24 protein-coding genes are annotated in these 23,176 nt (G+C 73.6%); 15 read left to right on the forward strand and 9 right to left on the reverse strand.

The features are described 5' to 3' along the window. Positions 1 to 64 precede the first annotated feature (64 nt). The 3 genes from ACWDN5_RS13745 to ACWDN5_RS13755 all read right to left on the reverse strand — a co-directional run bounded on the left by ACWDN5_RS13745 (position 65) and on the right by ACWDN5_RS13755 (position 2,096). Positions 65 to 487 (reverse strand): hypothetical protein, encoded by a 423-nt coding sequence (locus tag ACWDN5_RS13745; protein WP_449676520.1) that lies wholly within the window; start codon positions 485 to 487, stop codon positions 65 to 67. A gap of 47 nt (positions 488 to 534) precedes the next feature. Then, entirely contained in the window at positions 535 to 999 is a 465-nt protein-coding gene (locus ACWDN5_RS13750) for a hypothetical protein (protein ID WP_310970112.1), read from the reverse strand. Between the two features lie 113 nt (positions 1,000 to 1,112). Beyond that, on the reverse strand, positions 1,113 to 2,096 hold the full coding sequence (locus ACWDN5_RS13755; RefSeq protein WP_449676521.1) for a phosphotransferase family protein: 984 nt from the start codon (positions 2,094 to 2,096) through the stop codon (positions 1,113 to 1,115). A 112-nt stretch (positions 2,097 to 2,208) separates the two neighbouring features. Here ACWDN5_RS13755 and ACWDN5_RS13760 point away from each other — a divergent pair, with 112 nt between their 5' ends. The 8 genes from ACWDN5_RS13760 (at position 2,209) to ACWDN5_RS13795 (ending at position 9,496) form a co-directional block, all read left to right on the forward strand. Beyond that, positions 2,209 to 2,655, forward strand: coding sequence for a hypothetical protein (locus ACWDN5_RS13760; RefSeq protein ID WP_310970114.1), 447 nt, complete (start codon positions 2,209 to 2,211; stop codon positions 2,653 to 2,655). A 25-nt stretch (positions 2,656 to 2,680) separates the two neighbouring features. Next, on the forward strand, positions 2,681 to 3,871 hold the full coding sequence (locus ACWDN5_RS13765) for a sensor histidine kinase (RefSeq protein ID WP_449676522.1): 1,191 nt from the start codon (positions 2,681 to 2,683) through the stop codon (positions 3,869 to 3,871). Then, a complete protein-coding gene (locus ACWDN5_RS13770; RefSeq protein ID WP_310970117.1) occupies positions 3,871 to 4,521 on the forward strand; it encodes a response regulator transcription factor in 651 nt (216 codons plus the stop codon). Before ACWDN5_RS13765 ends, ACWDN5_RS13770 begins: the two co-directional genes overlap by 1 nt. Beyond that, positions 4,518 to 5,018, forward strand: coding sequence for an RDD family protein (locus ACWDN5_RS13775; protein ID WP_449676523.1), 501 nt, complete (start codon positions 4,518 to 4,520; stop codon positions 5,016 to 5,018). Before ACWDN5_RS13770 ends, ACWDN5_RS13775 begins: the two co-directional genes overlap by 4 nt. A 63-nt stretch (positions 5,019 to 5,081) precedes the next feature. Next, the gene (locus tag ACWDN5_RS13780; RefSeq protein ID WP_449676524.1) at positions 5,082 to 6,773 is read left to right on the forward strand and encodes an alpha/beta fold hydrolase; all 1,692 of its coding nucleotides are present in this window, start codon (positions 5,082 to 5,084) and stop codon (positions 6,771 to 6,773) included. An 80-nt stretch (positions 6,774 to 6,853) separates the two neighbouring features. Continuing rightward, positions 6,854 to 7,234: a hypothetical protein gene (locus ACWDN5_RS13785; protein WP_449676525.1), complete on the forward strand. Its 381-nt coding sequence runs from the start codon at positions 6,854 to 6,856 to the stop codon at positions 7,232 to 7,234. A gap of 184 nt (positions 7,235 to 7,418) precedes the next feature. After that, positions 7,419 to 8,732, forward strand: coding sequence for a GH25 family lysozyme (locus ACWDN5_RS13790; protein WP_449676526.1), 1,314 nt, complete (start codon positions 7,419 to 7,421; stop codon positions 8,730 to 8,732). Positions 8,733 to 8,755: 23 nt separating this feature from the next. Next, positions 8,756 to 9,496 carry a D-Ala-D-Ala carboxypeptidase family metallohydrolase gene (locus ACWDN5_RS13795; protein ID WP_310970122.1) on the forward strand — a complete coding sequence of 247 codons (741 nt, stop codon included), beginning with the start codon at positions 8,756 to 8,758 and terminating at the stop codon, positions 9,494 to 9,496. Between the two features lie 51 nt (positions 9,497 to 9,547). Here the strand turns inward: ACWDN5_RS13795 and ACWDN5_RS13800 are convergent, their stop codons facing one another. Beyond that, positions 9,548 to 10,504 (reverse strand): helix-turn-helix domain-containing protein, encoded by a 957-nt coding sequence (locus ACWDN5_RS13800; RefSeq protein ID WP_449676527.1) that lies wholly within the window; start codon positions 10,502 to 10,504, stop codon positions 9,548 to 9,550. A gap of 140 nt (positions 10,505 to 10,644) precedes the next feature. Between ACWDN5_RS13800 and ACWDN5_RS13805 the strand changes: the two genes are divergently transcribed. Both ACWDN5_RS13805 and ACWDN5_RS13810 read left to right on the forward strand, forming a co-directional pair. Beyond that, positions 10,645 to 11,100, forward strand: coding sequence for a hypothetical protein (locus tag ACWDN5_RS13805; RefSeq protein WP_449676528.1), 456 nt, complete (start codon positions 10,645 to 10,647; stop codon positions 11,098 to 11,100). Further along, a complete protein-coding gene (locus ACWDN5_RS13810; RefSeq protein ID WP_310970127.1) occupies positions 11,097 to 11,951 on the forward strand; it encodes a DUF1963 domain-containing protein in 855 nt (284 codons plus the stop codon). Before ACWDN5_RS13805 ends, ACWDN5_RS13810 begins: the two co-directional genes overlap by 4 nt. Here ACWDN5_RS13810 and ACWDN5_RS13815 read toward each other — a convergent pair. From ACWDN5_RS13815 to sigC, 5 genes are all read right to left on the reverse strand, one after another. Then, complete coding sequence (locus ACWDN5_RS13815) at positions 11,948 to 12,136, reverse strand: hypothetical protein (RefSeq protein WP_449676529.1); 189 nt, start codon at positions 12,134 to 12,136, stop codon at positions 11,948 to 11,950. The two genes, ACWDN5_RS13810 and ACWDN5_RS13815, sit on opposite strands and share 4 nt — an antisense overlap. A gap of 79 nt (positions 12,137 to 12,215) precedes the next feature. Next, positions 12,216 to 15,500 carry a S8 family serine peptidase gene (locus ACWDN5_RS13820; protein ID WP_449676530.1) on the reverse strand — a complete coding sequence of 1,095 codons (3,285 nt, stop codon included), beginning with the start codon at positions 15,498 to 15,500 and terminating at the stop codon, positions 12,216 to 12,218. After that, positions 15,497 to 16,594 (reverse strand): CU044_5270 family protein, encoded by a 1,098-nt coding sequence (locus ACWDN5_RS13825; RefSeq protein WP_449676531.1) that lies wholly within the window; start codon positions 16,592 to 16,594, stop codon positions 15,497 to 15,499. Before ACWDN5_RS13825 ends, ACWDN5_RS13820 begins: the two co-directional genes overlap by 4 nt. Then, entirely contained in the window at positions 16,591 to 17,208 is a 618-nt protein-coding gene (locus ACWDN5_RS13830; RefSeq protein ID WP_310970132.1) for an RNA polymerase sigma factor, read from the reverse strand. Before ACWDN5_RS13830 ends, ACWDN5_RS13825 begins: the two co-directional genes overlap by 4 nt. Before the next feature lie 67 nt (positions 17,209 to 17,275). After that, on the reverse strand, positions 17,276 to 17,842 hold the full coding sequence (gene sigC, locus ACWDN5_RS13835; RefSeq protein WP_449676532.1) for an RNA polymerase sigma factor SigC: 567 nt from the start codon (positions 17,840 to 17,842) through the stop codon (positions 17,276 to 17,278). Positions 17,843 to 17,904: 62 nt separating this feature from the next. Here sigC and ACWDN5_RS13840 point away from each other — a divergent pair, with 62 nt between their 5' ends. The 5 genes from ACWDN5_RS13840 to ACWDN5_RS13860 all read left to right on the forward strand — a co-directional run bounded on the left by ACWDN5_RS13840 (position 17,905) and on the right by ACWDN5_RS13860 (position 23,174). Next, a complete protein-coding gene (locus ACWDN5_RS13840) occupies positions 17,905 to 18,636 on the forward strand; it encodes a zf-HC2 domain-containing protein (RefSeq protein WP_449676533.1) in 732 nt (243 codons plus the stop codon). Between the two features lie 208 nt (positions 18,637 to 18,844). Next, complete coding sequence (locus tag ACWDN5_RS13845; RefSeq protein WP_310970135.1) at positions 18,845 to 19,069, forward strand: hypothetical protein; 225 nt, start codon at positions 18,845 to 18,847, stop codon at positions 19,067 to 19,069. Positions 19,070 to 19,244: 175 nt separating this feature from the next. Next, positions 19,245 to 20,582, forward strand: a complete 1,338-nt coding sequence (locus tag ACWDN5_RS13850; RefSeq protein WP_449676534.1) for a PepSY-associated TM helix domain-containing protein — start codon at positions 19,245 to 19,247, stop codon at positions 20,580 to 20,582. Further along, positions 20,579 to 21,193, forward strand: a complete 615-nt coding sequence (locus ACWDN5_RS13855; protein WP_449676535.1) for a DUF5134 domain-containing protein — start codon at positions 20,579 to 20,581, stop codon at positions 21,191 to 21,193. The genes ACWDN5_RS13850 and ACWDN5_RS13855 overlap by 4 nt, the downstream gene beginning before the upstream one ends. 70 nt (positions 21,194 to 21,263) lie before the next feature. After that, a complete protein-coding gene (locus ACWDN5_RS13860; RefSeq protein ID WP_449676536.1) occupies positions 21,264 to 23,174 on the forward strand; it encodes a cytochrome c oxidase assembly protein in 1,911 nt (636 codons plus the stop codon). Positions 23,175 to 23,176: the final 2 nt, after the last annotated feature.

The following is a 23,176-nucleotide window of genomic DNA, read 5'->3' on the forward strand; positions in this document are numbered from 1 at the left end:
CACCCGGCGGCCTTCGTACGTGGGATTCGGATCGCTCGTGACGGCGAATCTGCCGCGTGAGCGTTCAGTCGCACCAACCCCACCCGCTGGTGGCGACGGCGTCGCCGACCCAGCCCGCGTAGCTGATGCAGTCGGGCGCGTAGCCGCGCACGACCGCGTAGTACTTGAAGTTCCCCTGGTCGATCAGGTTCCGGCTGTGGTCCTCGGAGTCCCGGTACAGCGCGGCCATCGTGTCGGTGGCCACCCCGATGGACGTCCACTTGATGGTCACGACGCAGTTGTAGCCGCCGGACTTGTAGAGCAGGTAGACGCCGCCGTACTCGCGTCCGGCGTCGGTTTTGGCCGGCTTCGAGGAGATGACGCTGTAGCCGCTGCCGCACACCTCCGCCGGGGTGTACGGGTTCGTCGCCGCGGAGGCGGGCGCCGCGGTCGTCACCACGGCCGCGGCGCTCAGCAGCGCGCCGGCGAGGATGGTCCGGGTTTTCATGGCAGTTTCTTCCTTCGGCTCGGCTCGGTACACCTGGTGGGGATCGGCTACGGGCGCCAGACCCGGCGTTCGCCGAGGTCGTCCCGGTGCAGGTTGACGCCGGGGCTGCAGAGTTGCGGCCCGTCCAGGCCGAGCTCGCACACCTGGATGGAGAGGCGGTCGAACCCGCCGACCCGGTCGGGATCGCCGATGGAGAACTTGAACGGCACCGTCTTGCCGGGGCCCGCGGTGCGCCCGTCGCCGTCGACCTTCGTGTCACCGGCGTACGCGGTGAAGTAGACCCTGGTGGCGAAGTTGCCGCCGAAGTCCTCCACGCTGCCCTGCAGGACGGCGCTCCGATTGCTCCAGATGACCCCGCCGGAACTCAGCCCGACCGGGGAGACGTCGTTGCTGATGTCCCACGAGTCGTTGGGGAACGCGGTCGTCGTCGCTCCGGCCTGGCCGGCCAGCACCATCGGCAACGCCGCCGCGGCCGCGGCCACCGCGATTCCCCTGATCCACGTCTTGCCCATCGTGCGTGTCCCCTCGTCAAGATCGACCTGCTGTCGACGGGGAGCCTGGCAGTGTGCACTGCAGTCGCACTGCAGTCTTGCGGAACCCGGCCGGTCGGGCGGAGCGACGGGTGCTACACCGGACGCCGCAGGAGTGCCAGCGCCTCGTTCGCGTTGTGCTCGGCGATCCCGTGCATGAGCGCACGATCCGGGAAGTCCCCGTCGAGCAGCCGCAGGGGGCCGGCCACCAGGGACAGGTGCATCGCGAGCAGGTAGAGGTCGAGCCGCCGCGGGTCCAGGCCGGGCTGGGCCAGCGCGGGGTAGTGCTCGCCGAAGCGGAGCCGGAGGAAGACGTGCTCCCACTCGACGTCGAAGTGCATCAGGCCCTCGATGTCGATCAGCACGGGGTGCCCGCCGGCGTCGATCAGGACGTGGTCGGGACCGAGTTCCCCGTGGATCAGCCCGTACTCGGCGCGAGGAGGCACCCGGCCGGCCAACTCCCGCAGGCGGTCCCGCAGCGCGCCGCCGGCTGCCGCGATGCGTGCGTCGCGCTCCGCCGCCTCGTCGACGTGCCGCAGCGCACGGTCCAGTACCCGCCGCTCGCAGGAGACCTCGGCCCGGTCCGGCAGGCCGACCCGGCCGGGATGCCGGCTCCGGTGCCGGTGCATCACCTGGAGCGCCCCGGCGAGTGCGCCCAGGGCCTTCGCGGCACGCGCGCGATCGGTTTCGAAGAGGGCCTCGAGCGTGCCACCGGAAACGTCCTCGACCACGGCGACGTCCGCGGGGTAGCGGCTCCGGCTGTCGTCCACCCGGTGCACCCGCGGCACCCGCACCCCGAGCCCGGCCATGCTCCGCTGCGCGGCCAGGAACGGGGCCAGGCCCGAGGCCGGCGCGAACGGGTCGGCCGGGTCGGTTCCCCGTTCGCCGGGCCAGAAGTTCTCCGCGTCGGCCCAGCGGTAGACGATCACGCCGGCCGTGCCGGTGCCGTCGAGGCGGAACCGGTACACCCCCTTCTTGGTCCCGCCGCGCAGCCGGTCGACGGCGATCACGCGGCAGCCCGCGCCCAGCGTCTCCCGGACGAGCTCCGACAGCTCTTCGACGTCAGCGAATTGCCGCATCCCCCGAACCTAGGGGAGACGGCGCCGCGCGGGCACTCCCCGCCTCGGCCGAAAGTACGAGACGAGCTCGCTTCGACCGGTGCGGGGGCGCGGTGCGTCCTAACTTCCCGGTATGACTACCGAAACCGCGCGGGAAAACCCGCCCAGCACGATCATCGCCGCCTTCTTCGGCTTCCTGGTGTCCACCGTGTCCGCGATCGCCGGCGGGCTGCTCATCCTCGGCGCGCGCGACGAAATCGCGGCGGCTCTGCGGCGGACCAACCCCACGCTGGCGCCGGAGCAGCTCGACCGGCTCACGCTGGTCGCGCAGGCCGTGCCGATCGCCATCGCCGTGGTCATCGCGCTGGTCTACCTGTGGCTGTCGTTCAAGCTCAAGGCCGGCCGCAACTGGGCCCGCGTCACGCTGACCGTCTTCACCCTGCTGCAGGCGGCGTCGCTGCTCACCACCGAACCGTCGTGGGCGGGCTACCTGAGCTGCGGGGTGGCCGTCGTCGCGACGGTGCTCAGCTACCTGACGCCGTCCAACCGCTACATCGCCGGGGTTCGGCGCGCGGGCTGAGCCGGGGCGCGAGATCATGACGGCCATGCGCAGAGCGGGGGCACGGGCCCGGCGCGGCATGCTCGGCACCGAGCTCGCCGTGCTGGTCGCGGCGATCGTCGCCGACGTGGTGCTGGTGCTGCGCGTCCCCGGCGGGAGCGGGGGCTGGGCGGCGCCGCTCACCGGGCTCCTGGCTTCCACGGGGACGGCGATCCCGGTGCTGGCCGTGCTGCGGCGGCGCTTCCCCCGCCACATCGGCGTGCTGGGGAGCGTCGTCGCCGCGCTGTCGGCGCTCAGCACGGTCGTGGTGGTCACCGCGCACGCCCGGAGCCAGCCGCCGTTCGCCGAGATCGTGGCCGCCGGGCTGCTCACGGCCGCCGCCGGCCGCAAGCTCGAACCGAGGCACGCGGCCGCGCTGGCGCCGGCCCTCGGCGCGGTGATGATCGCCGCGCCCCTGCTCCGCTACGGCGCCGACGAGCCGGAGACGCTGCTGGCGGTGGCGGCCGCGGCGTACTGGGGCGCCTGCCTCGGTGTCGGGTTGATCCTGCGGGCGGCGGACGCCCGGCAGCGGGCCGCGCTGGACCGGGTGCGCAGCCAGGAACGCCTGCAGCTGGCCCGGGAACTGCACGACCTGGTGTCCCACCACGTCAGCGGGATCGTCGTCCGCGTGCAGGCCGCCCGGGCGATCGCCGAGGCGAACGCGGACGTCGGCGGGCACGCGGCGGTGTACCGCGAGATCGAGGAAGCCGGCGGTGCGGCGCTGGCCGCCGCGCGCCGGCTGGTCGGGATGTTGCGGGACACCCGGGACGTCCCTCTGCTGTCCGGCGCCGCCCTCGGCGACGCGGTGCGCGCGGCCGCCGGCTCCGTCGCCCGCGTGGACATCGCCGAGGAACTGGACCAGTTGCCGGTGCCGTCCCAGGTGGCCACGACCGTCCACCGCGTCGTGACCGAAGCGCTGACCAACGCCCGCCGGCACGCGCCGGGCGCGACCGAGGTGGTCGTCTCCGTGCGCGTCGAGGCCGACGAGCTCGTGCTCGAAGTGCGCAACGACGGGGTCGCCGCGCCGGTCCGCGCCGCACCCGGCGGGTTCGGGATCATCGGCATGACCGAGCGGCTCACCATGCTCGGCGGCAGCCTGACCGCCGGGCCCGAACCCGGGGCGCGCTGGCGGGTCGCCGCACGGCTCCCGCTCGCCGGCGAGGACGCGCCCTTCGACGCCTTGCCGAGGGGGCTCTGATGACCATCCGGGTGCTCGTCGCCGACGACCAGGTGCTGGTGCGCACCGGGTTCCGGCTGGTGCTGGACGCCGCGCCGGACATCGAGGTGATCGCCGAAGCCGCCGACGGGGAGACCGCGGTCCGGCTGGCGCGGCAGCTGCGGCCGGACGTCACGCTGATGGACATCCGGATGCCCAAAGTGGACGGTCTGCGGGCCACCGAACTGCTGGCCGGGCCGGGAGTCGCACAACCGCTGCGCGTGGTGGTGGTGACGACCTACGACGCGGACGAGAACGTCTACGCCGCCCTGCTCGGCGGCGCCAGCGGGTTCCTGCTCAAGGACGCCGGCCCGCAGCTGCTGGTGGACGCGGTCCGCGCGGCGGCCGGCGGCGAGGCGATGGTGTCGCCGTCGGTGACCGTGCGCCTGCTGGCCCGGTTCACCGAAAAGGCGCGGCAGCGCGCGCAGGGGACACCGGGCCTGCTGACCGACCGCGAGTCCGATGTGGTGCTCGCGGTCGCGCGCGGCCGGACCAACGCGGAGATCGCCGACGACCTGCGCGTCTCCCTCTCGACGGTCAAGACGCACCTGGCGAGCGTGCAGCGCAAGCTCGAACTCCGGAACCGCACGGAGATCGCCGTCTGGGCGTGGCAGCGGGGATTGCTGGGATGACCTCGACCGGGGGGCGGGACTCGACCGGAGAACTGCCGGAGCGGCTGCGGATGGCGGGACGCCGGGTGGTGCAAGCGGTGCTGGACCAGGCGCTCGCCACCGGGGTGGGGGTGTTCGCCGCGCTCGCGGCCGGCCTCGTCGTGATTCCCTTGCTGCGGTGGGGATGGGTGCCGCCGAAGGTGATCCTGTGGGGTCCGGTCATCACGTTCTTCGCGGTGAACTACGCCTGTGACGCGGTGATCCAGATCTGGATCCCGTTGCGCCGCGGCGGGGTCACCCCGGGCATGCTGGTCATGGGGCTGCGGGTGGAAACCCTGCGCGGCGGGCCGCCCAAGGCGCGCGCCTACGTGATCCGGTGGTTGCTGATGACGGTCGACGGGTTGCTGCTCGGGCTGGTGGCCGTCGTCAGCATCGCGGTTTCCCGGCGGCGGCAGCGGATCGGCGACCTGGTGGCGCGAACCCTCGTGGTGCGGGCCGGTCCTCGTACTTTCGGTTGATCCCGGCGCCGGGAAAGCGCGCCATACTCCGGGTTGATCATTCACCCGGACGAGGGGCGTCACGTGAAAAACAAGACAGCGAGCCGGTTTCTGGTCACCGTCGTGCTGGCGGCGGCGGTTCCCGCGGGCACCGCCGCCGCGGCCACGCCGGACCGCTACACCGGCCAGGAGCTGACCTGGGGAGCGTGCCCGTTCCCCGTCACCGCCGGGGCGAAACCGGCCGAATGCGCGGTGATCACCGTGCCGCGGGACTGGGCGAACCCGGATTCCGGAGTGGACCTGAGCGTGTCCGTCAGCCGCGTCGCGGCGACGGGCGAACGTCTCGGCGCACTGCTGGTGAACCCGGGTGGTCCCGGCGGGCAGGGGAGTTCCCTCGCGGGTGCGCTGGCCGGCCTCGAGCCGAGCGTGAACGAGCGGTACGACATCATCGGCATGGACCCGCGCGGCACCGGGCACGAAGGGACCACCGACGCCGGGTTCGTCTGCCAGGTACCGGCGGGACGGCTGCCGCAGGGACCGCTCGACGCGCGGGACCGCTCGGCGGCGAGCATCGCCGAGCACCAGAAGACGCCGCGGGCGATCGCGGAGGCGTGCCAGAGCGACGCGGTCGCGCCGTTCATCACGACGTGGCAGACCGCGCACGACATGGACCTGATCCGGACCCTGCTCGGGGACGAGAAGCTGAACTACCTCGGGTACTCCTACGGCACCTGGCTCGGCGCCAAGTACGCGTCGTTGTTCCCGGCCCGCGCGGGCAAGGTGGTGCTCGACTCCAGCGTCGACTTCGAAGGCCGGCTCCAGGCCGACTTCGAGGCGTTCCCGAAGATCGGGCAGCGGCAGACCGACGAGGTCTTCGTGCCGTGGCTGGCCCGGCAGTTCCCCGACCAGCTGGGCGCCTCGCCGGCCGAAGTGAAGCTGAAGATCGAGCGGCTGCGCGGGTTCTACGCCGGGCACGGCGTCGCCCCGGACCAGTTCGACGCCCTGTTCGTCGGCAACGGCAACGAAATCCGCTGGATCCTCGTGGCCGCCGTGCTCGTCGCCGGCGCGGGGGAGCTGGACGGCAAGCCGGTCCAGCCCCCGGCGGCGCTGGCCGGGCAGCTGGACACCTGGTCGACGGCCGTGTTCGGCAAGCGGGTGGCCCAGCTGACCAGCGCCGACGTCGCCGCCGGGCTGGCGGCGGCGGAACCGGACTACCGCAAGGTTTCCGGGACGCGCTACGCGGTGGCGTGCGGAGACCAGCCGACCAAGTCCGCCGGGTGGTACCGGCGCCTGTCCGACCGCCAGGGCCCGCAGTACCCGATCTTCGGCTGGGCCTACGGGCTGACCGAGCCGTGCGGGTTCTGGTCCGACCGGCCCCGGCAGGCCCTGGCCGGGCTGCCGCCCGAAGCGGCGGCGAACGTGCTGGTGGTCCAGGGCGAGTTCGACCCGCAGACCGGCTACGAGCAGGCACGTTCGGCGGTCCGCGCCGCCGGGGTCCCGCTGGTGTCGGTCGACGACGCCGCGTTCCACGGCCAGTACGCCCTGGGCGGCAACCCGTGCGTCGACGGCATGGTCAACGTCTTCCTGACGGCGAACTCCCGGCCGGGCTCGGTCACCTGCCCGGGCGTGCCCCTGCCCGGCGAGGAGCGCGTCTTCCCGGTGGCCGGCCCGGTCACCGGCGGTCACGTGGCGACGGCCAGTGCCGCCGAGACGCGCGAGCCGGCGTTGCGTGCTGCCGTGCGCCGCAGCATCGGTGAGCTCAACGACGGGCGTTGACGGGGTTCGTCTGCGAGGGGCGCTCGCCGCGGCGGCAGAGGTCAGGTGGCCTTGCCGCCTGGCGGGCAGCACCGCGTCGGGTGTCCCGGGCGACGCGGCCGCCGGGCCTGCCCGCCGTCGAAGGCCTGCGGTCGCTCGCCGACCTGCCGCTGCCGCGGCCGTACCTCGACGGCATGCGCGTCCAGTTCGGCTTCGAAGACCAGGTGTGGACCACGCCCCTGTTCGGCAGCGTGCACGTCGGTGCGGTGTGGTATTGCCTCCCGGCCGCGCTGCTGGTGAAGACCCCGCTGGGCGCGCCGGCCCTCTGGCAGACCGGCGCCGAGGTGGCCTTGCCGCCCGGCGGGCAGCACCGCGTCGGGTGTCCCGGGCGACGCGGCCGCCGGGGATTTCGCGCCGGTCCGGGCGCCCGTCGCCGGCGCGCCCATGAACTCGTGGACCACTGCGGCGGCAGTCCGGGGTGAGCGCGCAGGCGTCGCGGCGGCCGGTCGCTCGCTCGGCGTGCCGCGGGGCTGAGCCGGCTCGGCGTCCCCGCCGCGTCCCAGGGGCGGGGCGTTCCCGCTGGTCCGGCGGGGTGGGATCGTCCCGGCGTCCCGGGTCGGCCGCCGGAGGGCGATCGGCGGCCCGGCCGCTGCCAGCCTTCTCGCCATGCAAAGACTCGCTCTGGCCGTCGCGGTGCTGCTGGTGTTCCCCGCCGCAGCCGCGGTCGCGGCCGAACCCGTTGCGGTGTGCGGGCACACCAGCAGCCAGCCCACCCTGGCACAAGGGGCGACCGGCGCCGCGGTCGCCGAGGCGCAGTGCGAACTGAACCTGGCGACCAAGGCGAGCCGGTACACGCCCATCGGCGCGGACGGCTCCTTCGGCCCGGCGACCGACGCCCGGGTCCGCGTGTTCCAGAAGTGCGCCGCCCTGAGTGTGGACGGCCGGATCGGGCCGAACACCTGGGCCGCGCTCAACTCCTGGGCCGCGCGGCCGCGCCAGTGCGCCACCCAGGGCACCGCCAGCGCCGCGCAGAGCGTCGTGTGCGGCCTGTCCACCGCCCGCCCGACCCTGCAGAGCGGCTCCAGCGGCACCGACGTCGAGGAACTGCAGTGCCGGCTCAACCTCGCCATGGAGCCGGGGCACTACCCGCCGCTGACGATCGACGGGCAGTTCGGCGACGGCACCCGCACCCGGGTGATCCAGTTCCAGCACTGCGTCAACGCCAGTGCCGACGGCATCGCCGGGCCCACCACCTGGGCGAAGGTCACCGACTGGTCCGGCCGCAACACCTACTGCACGCCGCCGAAGCCCGCCGGGCACCCGATCGACGGCGTCGACACGGCGAAGTACCAGCACCCCGGGGGCGCGCCGATCGACTGGAACGCGGTGAAGGCGTCCGGAGTCGAGTTCGCGACCGTCAAAGCGACGCGCGGCCTGAACGTCACCGACGACTACCTGGCCACCGACCTGCCCGCCGCGCGCAACGCGGGCCTGGCCGTGGGGCCGTACCACTTCTACACGGGCACCACGGCCGGCACCGGCGGCGCGCAGGCCGACCGGTTCATCGCCGCCGTGAAGGCCACCGGGTACACCGGCCGGCGCGCCGGTGACCTGCCGCCCGTGTTCGACCTGGAGTGGAAGGACGACGGCTCCGGCGGCTGCCCGCCGCACGTGACCGTCGCCGACGCCAAGGCGTGGCTGGACAAGGTCCAGGCGGCGTTCGGCCGGACCCCGATCATCTACACCCAGAAGTCGTTCCTGGACGCGTGCCTGGGCGGCACCACGGCGTTTTCGGCCTACCCGATGCAGCTCGCGGACTACCGGCAGTCCGTCACCCAGCCCGCGCTGCCCGCCGGCTCGAAGACCTGGCTGATGTGGCAGTACACCGACGCGGCCATCCCCTCCGGCATCCCCGCGCCGGCCACCGGCGACGTCTTCAACGGCACCCAGGCCGACCTCGACCAGCTCGCCAACCGCTGAATCCCCGCTAGGAAAGGACGAGAATGAGTCTCCCCATGAGCCGCCGTTCGGTGCTCCGCGGCGCGGTGGTGCTCGGCGCGGCCGCCGCCGTGAGCCCGCTGCTGCTGACCGGCACCGCCCAGGCCTACCCGTGGTCCCGCACGCTGAAGGAGGGCAGCACGGGCGCCGACGTCACCGAGCTCCAGATCCGGGTCGCCGGCTGGGCGGCCGACCACGCCGCCCAGAGCCGCGTCTCGATCGACGGCGAGTTCGGGCCCGGCACCGCGGCGGCCGTCCGCCGGTTCCAGGCGGCCTACGGCCTCGGCGCGGACGCCCAGGTCGGTCCGGCCACCCAGGCCGCGCTCAACGCGCTGGAGCAGAGCGACGGGTCCACCGTCCACTTCAACTTCAGCGAGTTCACCGACCGCGACAGCGGCACCTTCAACGGCGGCAAGGTCAGCGCGGCCACCGCCAAGGAGAACGCCCGGCGTTGCATGTACAAGCTGGAGGCGCTGCGCAAGAAGCTCGGGAACAAGCCGATCACGGTGAACTCCGGGTTCCGCAGCATCGCGCACAACGCCGAGATCGGCGGCGCGAGCGACAGCATGCACCTGTACGGCACCGCGGCCGACCTGAACGTGCCGGGCGTGGCCAACAAGACCGTCTACCAGAAGGCCGAGACGTGCGGGTTCTCCGGACTGGAGACCTACAACACCGACCACCAGCACGTGGACAGCCGGGCCGACCTCGGCCGGTCGTGGTGGTGGGAGAACGGCACCGTCTGATCCGGCGGCCGGGCGCCGGGAGACCTGGGGATTCCCGGCCCCCGGCCGTGTTCAGCGCGGCTTGGCGTCCGTCAGCGCCGCCGAGCAGGCCGGCCAGTCGTGGAAGTCGTGGCGCACGCTCCACAGGCGGTGTGCCGCATCGATGTTCCAGACGGGGTCGAACGCCTGCCGCGGCGAGCCGCCCAGCTCCAGCAGGCGGGCGTCGGAAATCTGGAAGACGCCCCAGTTGCGGCTGCCGTTCGTGTTGGGTAGCACCCAGAGCGGATCGAGGAACGAGGCACAGCGCGCGATGGCGACCGCGGTGTCCGGCACTTCGGTGAACACGGCCCGGACCCGCTGCTCCACCATGGCCGCCGGCCAGGTCGCCATGCTGGTCCGGCGGTCGTACAGCGCGGTCTTGGTGGCCTCGTCGACCACCCCGCGGGCGGGCAGGCCCGCCAGCACCTGGAACGCGGTGACCCGGCGCAGCGTCTCCGGCCCGAACGAGCCGTCGACCGAGAGCCGCCCCTGGGCCGCGACCAGCAGGTTCTGCACCTCGGTGACGCACTCGTCGTGCTGCCCCATGCTGACCGGCGGCCGGCACCCCGGGGAGAACAGCATCCGATCGGCGTACCGGCCGGTCGCCGGTGGGGACGCGTCGGCGGTGAGCCAGACCAGACCGGCCGCCAGCAGCACCACGACCGCGATGGCCGTCGCGGGGTAGGCGCGCCGCCGGCGTGGCGGCGCGGCCTCCTCGCCGGGCCCGGCCTGCTCGGCTTCGCCGACGCGGCCGGCGTCGGCCAGGGCCCACAGCTGGTGCAGTTCCCGCAGTTCCGCCGGGGAGGCGCCGCAGACCTTGCCGAACGAGTGGACGACGCGGTAGTCGGCGGGGACGCTCTTGCCGGAGCAGTACCGGTGCAGGCTGGAGCCACTGGCCCCGGCCTGCTTGCCCAGCCGTTCATAGCCCAGCCCACTGCGGTCTTTCAGCATGCGCAGGTAGGCGGCGAACTTGTCCGTGTGCAGTGTCACTGTGACTCGAACACCTCGCTCGGGCAGCGGATGACGGACGGAAGTTAACACCGTCGCGGCGCACTCCGGGCAGAAACTGACGGATTACGCCACCCGGGGGAGCACCGCCGGGCGCGAGCGGGGCATGACATCGTGGACCGGTGAACCAGAGCCGCAAGCGTCGCCCGGGGCCGTCCCGGCGCCGGCCCGAACGCTTCAACTGGCCGGCCTTCGTCGTCGCCGCGGTGCTGTGCGGCGGTCTGGCGGTGGCTCTGCTCGCGATCGGCGTGGTCAAGTGGCAGCAGGCGCCCAGCGAGCCCGCGTCCACCACCGCGACGGTCGTCGCCTGCCACACCGCGACGCCGGGCAACGCCTGCAGCACCGGCGACGCGGTCTTCACCGTCGGCGCCCGGACCTACCACACCGAACGGGCCATTCCCTACGACGCCCACGTCGGGGACCGCTTCGAGATCAACTACGACCCCGGCGACCCCGAGCACAACGGCGACACCCGAACGACCGCCGTCATCTCCTTCGTGGTGGGCGGCCTCGCGCTGGCCCTGTTCGCCCTGGTCCTCACGAGCCTGGTCCGCTACCGCCGGAGGGTGCGCCGGTGAGCTTCGCGGAAGCCTGCGCGAGGGTGCGGGAGCTGTGCGTCGAGCACCTGGGCGAGCACGTCGGGACCCAGGTCGCGGCCCTGGCGGAACCCGGCTTCGGGCTGCGTCCGGTGCAGCCGGGCCGCCCCGCGGCCGGTCTCGGCCGGTGGGGCGGTCCGGCGTTGCTGGACCCCGGCACGCCGTGGCCCGAGCACCACGGCGTTCCGCTCAGCCTGTTCGCCGTCCTGGACGTCGACGCGCTCGGCTCCTGGCTCGGTGACGAGCGCCCGCCCGACGGGCTGCTGAACATCTTCTTCTTCGAGCCGGACGTCCAGCGCGGGTACGTGCTCGCGGGCGCGCCTCTCCTGGACCTGGACGACCCGCGCTGCTGCCGGATCATCCCCGCGGACCCGGCACGGGCGATCGAGCGGGCAGCACCCGCGCCGGCCTCGATCCACGCCCCGGAGCCGTTCTCCGCGGTACCGGTGGTGACGCTGCCGTCGATGCGCGGAGTGTCCTACGACCCGGTCCTCGACACGGTGGACTACGGCGGAGAGACGGAAGACTCCCTCCACTACCGGTCGATGCCCGGCTGGGCGGCTTCGGACCGCCTCGGCGACCCCTGGCTCGAGTTCTGTGAGCGGGAGCAGGGCCTGTACCAGTACGAGGGCGTGTCCTTTTCGCCCGACCAGGCGTTCGGCTGGCCGCACCTGGAGAACAGCTTCCCCCAGCTGGAGGAGCCGTACCGCCACCTCATCACCATCGGCCACCACGACCTCGGCGATGGCGGCTACGTGCACTTCATCCTGCCGCCGAAGGCGTTCCGCGACGGGGACTACGAGCAGGCAGTCGCCTTGTTCGAAGGTTTCTAGGGCGTGTCCTGGTCCAGCCGTTGGACCGGCGGATCACCTTCATCAGCCCGGAACGCGATGACCAGATCGCTCGCCGCGCCGCCAGAGGCTCCCGCGGCGGGCGGCCACGCGCCTCCGCTGCCGAGGTCTATCGGCAGCGCAAGGGGGGCGAACGCTGCTTCGCCCGCCTCGATCCGTTCCGTCACCTGGCCACCCGCTACGCCGAGCGCGCTGCCACCCGGCCCCGCTCACTTCGCGTGAGCGGGGCCGACGGCTGCCGTCCGGCTACCTCAGCCGGTACCCCCGGATGATCGTCTGGTCGACGGTGTTGCCCGCGTCGTCGGTCGCGGTGGCCCGCAGCGAGACGAAGGCGGCCCCGGACGGGTGCCGCAAGGCGGCGAGCCACTGCCCGTCGCCGCGGTGCAGCGGCGCGGTCTGCCAGGTGGCGCCGTCGTCATAGGACACCCGGACCGACAACGAGGTGATGCGGGCGTGCTGGCCGGTGTGCTCCACCCGCACCGGAACGAGAAACGGGACGCCACCCGGCGCGCGGTTGTGGTCGTCCAGCCACGGCGTGAACCGCACCGCCATCAGGGGGAGGGGCCGCGCCTCGGTTCCCGGCACGGTGCCCGACCGGAACGTCCGGTCCGCGATGACCTTCGTGGACAGCTCGGCCGAGCCTGCCCGCACCGACTCGCTGTGCAACCGGTACGTGCTCTCCTCCGGTGGCACGTCGAACTCGCTGTAGCCCGCCCAAGGCCGGCTGCCGATCCGCTCGTCTCCCCGGTACAGCACGGTTTCGGCGGAATCGATCACCGACTGTCCATAGTGGCCGGAAGATGGGTCGCTGAACGGCCACAGGTCGACGTACACCGTGTTGCCGGTCCGGCCCGCCCATTGCGCCGGAGACCCGGGATACGGCGGGAAAGCCGGCCCGAGCACCCCGGTGTTCCAGCGTTCGGAAACGATCTCGCCCCGCCGGAACGTCCTCGGCACGGTCTGCGTGAGCCACTCGTACTGCTGCTTTCCCACGGGCTTGCCGAAGAAACGCTCCCAGGGCGTGTCGGGGCTGTAGAACTCCTGCAGCGTGAACGGAAGCGGCGCCCGCACCGTGTAGTCGCGTTCGCCGGTCTCCCCGCTGCCGCCGCTTGCGGCGTGCGTGGACCGCACGGCGGCGAGGTCGCGATCGGCGAAGTGCCGCACGAGCTCGGCCGGCACGCGGCCCCGCTCCGCCCACCGGAGGTGGTACAGGTACGGACTGCCGGTGAAGCCGCCCTGCCCGTCGCGCCGGGCGAACAGGCCCTCCGCGGTGAACGTGAACTCGGGTGCGCTCGTGGCCGAGGGGCGCACCCACACGTCGTCGAACGAACCGAAGGTGCGGAAGCCCGTCTCGCCGTAGGACGTCGTGCGCAGGAACGACTGGATCGTCTCGGAGTCGCCGGCGTCCGGCCGGTCGACCGTCATGCCGACCGGTCCGGCGTCCCGGGCGTCGATCGCCATCCTGGTGTCCCCGGTGACGGTGATCTCCGGCTCGGCGAACAGCGCCCTGATCAGCTCGTTGCCGGCGTTCCGGCCGAGGACGGTGGCGTGGAAGAAGTACCGGCCGGGTGGCAGCCGGACGACGGCCGACCCGGTCGTCACGGTGGCCAGGTACGCCGCCGGCCGGTCGAGGCCGACGAAGCGGTAGTCGGCGACCTGTGCGGGGTTTCCCTGCCAGTCGAGGAAGTCGAGCTCGACGTCGTGGCTCTCGGCCTCCCGCTGGACACCGAGCGGGGTGCGGACCACGTTCCCGGCACCGGTGGCGACGACCGTGCCGCCGTAGGTGCCGTCCGGGCCGTCGACCGAGGTGTTCGCGGTCAGCGTGGCGGTGGCCTGCCCGCCCGCGGGTACCTCGAGGGTGCGCGGCGCCACGGTGAACATCCCGGCGGGCGCCGGTTGCCCGGCCGCGTCACGCACGGCCACGGCCAGGTCCAGGGTGACCGGGGTGGTGCCGGTGTTCCGGTAGGTGAGGACCGTCGGGAGTGGTTCGTCGTCCCCGTGCGGCCACCTTGCCAGGCCGAGGGACACGCTCGCCGGCGTGGCCGACACGGGCTGGCCGACCGCCCTCGCGACGTCGACCCGGCCGGCGCCCTGCTCGTACACCGTCAGCCCGTCGCGGGGCGCGGCACTGCCCATCAGCGCGGACTTCAGCCGCGCCGGGTCCCAGTCCGGGTGCATCCCGGCGAGGATCGCCGCCGCGCCGGCCACGTGCGGTGCCGCCATCGAGGTACCGGACATGGCCGTGTACGCGTCGTCGACGGGTGTCCCGAGGTGGCCGTTCTTCGCGCGGGCGGCGACGATGCCCACCCCCGGCGCGGTGATGTCCGGTTTGACGGCGCCGTCGCCGGCGCGCGGGCCGCGGCCGGAGAACTCGGCGAGCGCGTCGTCGCCGTCCACCGCCCCGACCGTCAACGCGGCGTCCGCGACACCGGGGGTGCCGACCGACCCGCCGCGCGGGCCCTTGTTCCCGGCGGAGACCACGAACAGCGCGCCCGACTGCGCGGTGAGCCGGTTCACCGCCTCCGCCAGGACGTCCACGCTCGAGTCCTTGCCGGGGGCCACCGACCCGCCGAGGCTCATCGCGACGACGTCGGCCCCCTGCGCGGCCGCCCATTCCATGCCCGCGACGACCGTGGACTCGGTGCCGTTGCCGTTGTCGTCGAGCACCTTCCCCACCAGGAGCCGGGTATCGGGAGCGACGCCCCGGAACCGGCCCGCCGAGGCGGCCCCGCTGCCGGTGATGATCGACGCGACGTGCGTGCCGTGCCCGACCCGGTCGTCGCTGCCGCTGGGGCTTCCGGTGAAGTCCCTGGTCCCGGCCATCGCGTCGGCGAGGTCCGGGTGGGTGGCGTCGATGCCGGTGTCGAGGACGGCGACGGTCGTCCCGCGGCCGGTGTACCCGGCCTGCCAGGCCTGCGGCGCACCGATCTGCGGCACGCTGTGCTCCAGGTCGACCCGCACCGGGCCGTCGAGCGCCACCCGCCGGACACCGGGCGACAGCGTCGTCCCGCCGCCGGCGTCCAGGGCCGCCCACACCGAGGCCAGCGCGTCCTTGGCCGGGCGGATGGCGGTGGCGCTGATGCTGGGCAGCTCGCGGCCGCCGGCGACGGCCGCGAGCCCGGCGCGTTGGCCGCCGCCGGGGTGGGTGACCACCAGCGGCAGATCCCGCCGGGCTTCGTCGTGGTAGCCGGCTTCGACCAGTGACGAGATGTCGAACAGCCGTGGGTCGAGCTGCCCGCTCGCGACGAGCGCGGCGACGTCGTGAGGCACTACGACGCTGTGGCCGTTCTCGTCGATCCGCTGCTCGAAACCGACGTGCTCGCGGCCCGGCGCGGGTCTGACCCGGACGTCGTCCCGGCCGGTGAGCGTCACCCGGTCGCCGGTCACGAGGGTGACGGTCTTCCCGGCCGGCGGCGCCGGTGCGGCGACGGCGCTGCCGTTCGCGGACGCGGCCGGCGGCGAAACCACGACGGCCAGCGCCGTGACGACCGCCAGTGCCGCGTGGCCGAGGCGTCCGCTCCGACGCGTCACGAGGTCGCCCCCACCGAGTCGACGACCACCTGGTCGGTGCTGGACCAGGCGATCACGGTCCCGGCCGGCCAGTCGGCCCCGTCCGTCGCGACCATCCTGGTGCCGATCACCCGGGAGGTCGCCGGGTCGAGGATGAGCTCGGAGCGGAAGCCCTCCGCGTTCCGCCCGATGGCCACGCCGGCGCGGCCGGTCACGTCGACCTGGCCGGCGACCCGCTCGATGCCCGGCAGCAGGGCGATGGCCCGGTACAGCGCCGCGCGGACCGCGGGCGTGAGCAGGGCGTCGGCACGGGCGGCGAAGCTGGCGGCGGTCTTGAACGTCAGGTAGTCGCTGTCGTGCTTGGTGCTCGTGCCCGCGGCGGCGCGGAACACGGCCAGCAGCCGCTCCGGGTCGGTGGGCAGACCCGCCACCCAGGACAGCGTGGGGTGGTCGACGCCCGGTGCCGTCGGCTGGCTGATCGGCAGCTGTTCCTTCGGACCGCCGTTCGGGTTCGGGTACACCTGGGTGTGCGGCCGTGGCAGGGACCGGCCGCCGGCGGCGAGCTTGCGCGCGTCCTCGTCCGTCGACGGGTGTGCGTCGAGGTTCATCGCCATCTCCATGCGGACCGTCCGCAGCCCGTCCGCGGCGAACCACGTCCTGGTCTCGGTCTCCGTGACCACCTGGGCCTCGCCGGCCGCGCCCACCGGGATCCCGGTCACGGCCTGACCGCGCGTGTGCGAGTACACGAACTGGCCGGGCCGGACCGCCAGCGGCCGGAGGTCGCCGGTGTGCGCCGCGAGCGTGATCAGTGCCTCCTGAGCCGGGGTGTCCGCGCCGACGAGCGGTGCGGGGGCGGGGCCGCCGCCGGTCGGCAGCGCGGCCGAGGGGGTGTCGCCGCCGGTCGGCTGCACCGCGATGGCGATGCCCAGTCCCGCGACGAGCGTGACCGACGCGGCGACGAGCACCACGCGCTTCCGATGGCGGGGTGCCGGCGGGGCCTGCATCGACCGGAGCGCCCGGGCGCGCATCCGGGCGCGGCTGAGGTCGTCCGGGGGAGGGGTGTCGAGGACGGACCGGAGCAGGTCGATCTCGTCCCGTGCTTGCTGGGTGCTCACGAGGTCATCTCCTGGGACGCGGATACATCGGCATGGGCGGGAAGGACGTCACGCAGCCGTTTCCTGGCCCGGTGCAGCGCGGACCGCACCGTCCCGACCGGAATCCCGAGAGCGGCGGCGATCTCGGCGTAGTCCAGGTCCGCCAGCGCGAAGAGCAGCAGCACGTCCCGCTGGCGACGCGGCATCTGTTCGAGAGCCGAAGTGATCAGCCGCACGTACTCGGCGGCATCGGTGCGCTCGACGGCCCGCTGCGCGGGCTCATCACCTCCGGCAAGGGGCGGCACCACCTTCGCCATGGCGCGGTACCGCGCGACCTCCTGCCGCCACCGGCGCCGCAAGAGGTTGGTGGCGATCCCGTACAACCAGGGCAGGGCGTTCACCCGGCCGGCGTCGTACCGATCCCGCTGCTTGAACGCCACGCAGAACACGTCGGCGACGACGTCCTCCGCCACCTCGGCCCCGACCCGGCCGGCGCAGTACCGGTGCAACACCCCCGCGTACCGATCGAACAACACGCCGAACTGCTCGGCGTTCCCGGCCACCAGCTCCGCGTCCGAGCCCGGCAACCCGGCCACCGGCGGATCGCTGTCTCCCACGGCACGCAACGATGTCATGCCCCTCTTTGCCACCACCGGCCTTCCGGGTTCCCCGGCTCCGGACCGCGGGTGGAGCCGAACGGGCTCAGACGGCGTTGTCCCGTTCGTCGCGGGCGGCGAGGAGGTCTTCGCGGGCCCGGGCGACGCGGGACCGGACCGTCCCGATCGGACAGTCGCAGATCTCGGCGGCTTCGGCGTAGGAGTACCCGAGGACCTGGGTGAGCACGAGGGCCTCCCGGCGCTGCGGGTCGAGGTCGTCGAGCAGCAGGCCCAGCTCGACGAGGTCCTCGAAGCCGCGGCCGGTGCGGCGCGCGGATGCGGTTTCGGCGGCCGCTTCCCACTCCTGGCCGGACGAGCGCGGGCGGACCGAGCGGGCGCGGAAGTGGTCGACCACGACGCGGCGGGCGATGGACAGCAGCCAGGTGCGGGAGGAGGAGCGGCCGGCGAACCGGGGCAGCGCCGTGACGGCGCGGACGTAGGTCTCCTGGGTGAGGTCGTCGGCGGTGGTCGGGTCGGTGAGGTGCGCCACGAACCGCCACACGTCGGCCTGCGTCGCCCGCACCCACGCCTCGAAGGCACCCTGGTCACCGCGGACGGCGGCCAAGGCGAGCGCGGTGATCCGCTCGTCGTCGCGGTCCCTGCCGGAAGTCACGATCGGACACGGTAGCCGACACCCGCGGGAACCGGGACCGCCCGGTGGGCGACTATTGGGGTGTGGACTGCTCCGAACTGCGCGAATCGATTTCGGCCCGGATCGACGGCGAGCAGCCGGCGGTACCGGACGAACTGCTCGACCGGCACCTGGCCGGGTGCCCGGAGTGCCGGGCCTGGCAGGAGCGCGCGATGGCGCTGCGGCGGTTGACGCTGGTCCGGGAGGCGCCACAGGTCCCCGACCTGACGGCCCGGATCCTGGCCGAGGTGCCCGCGCCGCAGCCGCAGCGGTGGGGCCTGCGGCTGGCGCTCGGCCTGGTCGCCCTGGTGCAGAGCGGGCTCGGGCTGGCCGAGCTGCTGGGCGCGGACGTCGGGCACGCGGGTCACGGCGGGCTCGCCGCGGCGGTGCACCTGGGCAACGAGAGCGCGGCCTGGAACGTCGCGGTCGGGATCGGATTGCTGTGGGCCGCGCTGCGCCCGGCGACCGCGTCGGGGTTGCTGCCCGCGCTGGGTGGGTTCGTGGTGGTGCTCGGTCTCGTGTCGGGGGTCGATCTGTCGACCGGGCAGGTGGCGTTCGACCGGGTCGCGTCGCACGGGCTGGTGGTCGTGGGGGTCGCGTTGCTGTTCGCGGTGCGCAGGCAGCACACGCGGCAGACCGCACCCCCGTCGGCCGACCGGCTCCCGGCGCCGGGTGCTGCGGGCGCGAGCGCTTCGGACGCTCCCGAGCTGGGGTCGGGCGACCGGCCGCAGCGGCGCCGGTTCCCGCAGCGGCCCACCGGCCGGCACGCGGCGTGATGCCGGGGGCTGGGCGACTTCGTGTGGTTCGGCGCAGTTCGGTTCGGTGACTGGTCGCAGCGGGCGTGGGGTTCGCAGTGCCCCACCGGCCGGCACGCGGCCTGATGCCGGGAGCCGCGCGGCCGCGCGGCCGGAAACCCGCGGGAACCGAAGCCGCCCGCCGGCCGACTACCGAGTGAGGGGATCGACCGACGAGGAGCTGATCACCATGTCCGAACGTGGTTCCGGCCTGCGGCACGTCGCGACGTTCTGCGGCCAGTGCAACTGCGGGTGCCCGGAGCTGTTCCTGGCCGACGGTGCGCCCGCGGAACGCGAGGTGGTGATCACCGACGACTTCGGGCAGCGGATCGAGATGAGCCGCGAACAGCTGGCGGTGCTCGTCGCCGACGTGAAATCCGGCGTCCTGGACGCGGTGCTCGCCCCGGCGGGCTGAGCGGGCCGGCGGCGATCCCGGAGCCTCAGGAGGGAAACCAAGTCTCTGGTCGGCCCGTTGCTCGACGCCGTGGCCACCCGGGTGTGGAGGCGGTGAGCCGGGTCACCCGGTTGCCGGGAACCAGCGGCGTTCCCGGGCCGACTCTTTCACCGGGGCGGTGGACGAAGGGAGCCGGATGTCGATCGATCAGAACGCGGAAAAGCTCACGCCGGAGCGGGAAAGCCCGGCCGAGCCTCGGCTCGGCTGGGCCGGGATCCGGCCGCTGCTGCTGCGCCTGCACTTCTACGCGGGTGTCTTCATCGGACCGTTCCTGCTCGTCGCCGCGATCACCGGACTCGCCTACGTGTGGGCGCCGCAGGTGGAACAAGCGGTCTACGACCACGAACTGCACGTCCCGGCCGCGGCCGCCACGGTTCCGCTGGACCAGCAGGCCGCGGCGGCGAAGGCCCTCGTGCCCGACGGCACCCTCACCGGTGTCCGTCCCGGGCTCACCCCGACCGACACGACCCAGGTGATCTTCAACCGTCCCGGCCTGGAGCCCAGCTTCCACTGGACGGTCTTCGTCGACCCGCACACCGGCGACGTCCGCGGCCAGCTGGAAACCTACGGCTCCGGCCAGGCGATGCCGGTGCGCGCCTGGATCGACGTCCTGCACCGCAGCCTGCACCTCGGCGACTTCGGGCGGCTGTACAGCGAACTCGCGGCCAGCTGGCTGTGGGTGGTCGTGCTGGCCGGGCTGGCGCTCTGGTTCGGGCGGGTCCGCCGCAAGCGGGCCGCCGCCGGCCGGCGCGCCAAGCTGCTGACCTGGCACGGCCGGACCGGCCTGGTCCTGGCGATCGGGCTGCTGTTCCTCTCGGCCACCGGCTTGACGTGGTCGGAGTACGCCGGGAACAGCATCAGCGAGCTACGTACGCAGCTGGACTGGACCACTCCGTCGGTGTCCGCGACCGTGCCCGCGTCGAGCGGCCGGGACATCGGTTTCGACGGCGCTCGCGAAGCGACGGTGCGGGCCGGGCTGACCGGTCCGGTCGAAGTGCGGCCGCCGGCCGGGCCCGGCAAGGGCTACGTCGTCGCGCAGACGGGCCGCAGCTGGCCGACGCGGGCCGATTCGATGGCTGTCGACCCGGCGACCGGGACCGTCACCGACACGCTGCGGTTCGCCGACTACAACCTCGCGGCGAAGCTGAGCAAATGGGGGATCGACGCCCACATGGGCTTCCTCTTCGGCATCTGGAACCAGATCGTGCTGACGCTGCTGGCGGTCGCGCTGATCGCGGTGATCGGCTGGGGCTACCGGATGTGGTGGCTGCGCCGGCCGACGCGCGGGGAAGCCCGCGCCGGACGGCCACCGGCCCGGGCCACGTGGCGGAAGATCCCGGGGCGGGCGCTGGCCCCGGCGCTGGTCGTGGTCGCCGTCGTCGGCTACTACCTGCCGCTGTTCGGCCTGTCGCTGCTGGGTTTCCTCATCGTGGACGGCCTGCTCGAGGCCCGGCGGCGGAAGGCGGCGGCATGATCACCGCGGAAGGCCTGCGCTGGATCGTGACGGTCCTGTTCGCGCTGACCGGGGCGTTCTGCGCCTACCGGTGCCTGCAGGACCGGACCGCGGGGGAGCGCACCGGCGACGTGCTGCACGTCGTGATGTGCGTGGCGATGGTCGCGATGGCGTGGCCGGCGACGATGAGCTTCGCCCGCTGGCCGCAGACGGTGTTCTTCGCCTTGGCCGCGGTCTGGTTCGTGGGCGTGGCGGTCACCGGGGCGTCGCACGGGGACCACGGCGGCCGCCGGGCGGCATTCTACCACGTCGTGATGATGGCGGCGATGGCGTGGATGGTGTTCGTGATGCCGCGGGCGATGGCCGGCCTGGCCGGGCCCGGCGGGACGATGGAGATGCCGGGCCACGCCGGGATGTCGATGTCCGTGTCCGGCGTCGCCGGGAGCACGCCCGCGGACGTCACGACCGTCGCGCTGGTGCTCGTGGCCGTGTTCGCCGTGGCCGGGCTGGTGTTCCTGGCCCGGGCGATCGACGAGGCGCGGGTGTCCCGGCCGCCGCTGCGCAGCCTCGGCAGCGGCGCGAACGGCGTGATGGCGCTGGGCATGGCGCTGATGCTGTTGACCATGGCGTGATTGTCCTCAGTGGACTGTGGGGTGGCTCACAGCCGGGAACCGCGGCCGGGTCCGGTCCGACGGCTGAGGGGTGACGACGTCCCGGTTCCGCGCCGCGGTCGTGACGGCGGTGGTGGCCGGGCTCGCCTTGGTGCTGCTCGTCGTCGCCACCGCTGGCGACGTGTACGCGCCCTTGGGCAACGCCGATCCGGGGCCGTTGACCACCTACGGGTTCGCGGTCGTCCGGTTCGCCGCCGACGTGGCCGCGGCCGGGTGCTTCGGCGGCCTGGTGTTCGCCGCGTTCGTGGCGCCGGGCCGCCGGGGCGGCTCGTTGTCGGCGGACGCCTTCGCGGCGAGCCGGTTCGCCGCCGGCTGTGCGGCCTGCTGGCTGGCCGCCGCGGTGGTCGCGGTGCCGTTCTCGACGGCGGTCGCCGCGGGCCTGCCGGTGTCCCGCGTCCTGCGGCCCGAGGTGTTCCTGCCCACCTTCAGCGCCACCGAAGAACCGAAGGCCTGGCTGTGCGTCGTGGCCGCGGCGGCGGTGGCGACGGCGCTGGCCTGGCCGGCGATGGCCTGGCGCACCGTCGTCGCCGCGGCGGCGGTCGCCGGGGTGGGGTTGCTGCCGCTGGTGGCCGTGGGACACGTCTCCGTCGGCGCCGGGCACGACATCGCGACCAACGCGATGTTCTGGCACGTGCCCGCCGCGAGTGCGTGGCTCGGTGCGTCGGTGGCCCTGCTGGCCCGGCTTCGCCGCGGACCCGCGGATCTCGTCCGGCGGCGTTACCACCGGCTGTCGCTGACCTGCTTCGTGGTGACGGTCGTGTCGGGCGCGGTTTCCGGCTTCGCGCTCGCCCGCCCCGACGGGCTGGTGAGCCGCTACGGGCTCGCCCTCGCGATCGAGACCGTCCTGCTGCTCGCCGCCGGGTTCGGCATCGCCGGGTGGCGCCGGCGCCGGACGGGTCTCCGGCCGGCCGTGGCGGAACTGCTCCTGCTGGCCCTGGGCACCGGCGGCTCGGCGGCGCTGACCCTGCTCGTGCCGCCGTCGTTCGTGAACCACCCGGCGACCGTGCCGGAAACCGTCCTCGGCTACGACCTCGACGCACCCCGGACCCTCGCCCGGCTGCTCGGGGCCTGGCGGCCGGACCTGCTGTTCGTTCCGCTCGCCCTGATCGCGGTGACGGCCTACCTGCTCGGCGTCCGGCGGCTGCGGCGCCGCGGTGACCACTGGCCGCCCGGCCGCGTGGCGGCCTGGCTCGCCGGGTGGGCGATCGTCGTGGCCGTCACGTCGTCCGGGCTCGGGGTCTACGCGCCGGGGACGTTCAGCCTGCACATGGTCACGCACATGGCGCTGAACATGTTCGCGCCGGTGCTGCTGGTGCTCGGCGGGCCGGTCACGCTCGCCCTGCGCGCCCTTCCGGCCCGCGGCGACGTTCCCGGTGCCCGCGAGTGGGTGGTCGCGCTGCTGCACGCCCCGGTGACGCGGTTCTTCGCGCACCCGGCGGTCGCGGCGATCCTGTTCACCGGATCGTTCTACGTGCTGTACTTCTCGGACCTGTTCGGCCAGGCGATGCTCTACCACTGGGCGCACCAGCTGATGAAGCTGCACTTCCTGGTGACGGGCTACCTGTTCGCGTGGGTCGCGGTCGGTGCCGACCGGACGCCGCGGCCGCTGCCGCACCTGGCCCGGCTCGGGATGCTCTTCGCGGTGATGCCGTTCCACGCCTTCTTCGGCGTGCTCCTGATGAGCAAGCAGACCCTGATCGCCGCCACCTACTACCACTACCTCGCCCTGCCGTGGGCCGGTGACCTCCTGGCCGATCAGCGGCTCGGCGGCGGGATCGCCTGGGCGAGCGGGGAGATCCCGATGGTGGTGCTGGTCGTCGCGCTGCTCGTGCAGTGGGCGCGCGACGACGAACGCAAGGCCCGTCGCGCCGACCGTCACGGCGAGGGCGACTTCGACGCCTACAACGCGATGCTCGCCGAGCTCGCGGCCCGCAGAAACTGAGG

Source organism: Amycolatopsis sp. NPDC003731 (genome assembly GCF_053586895.1).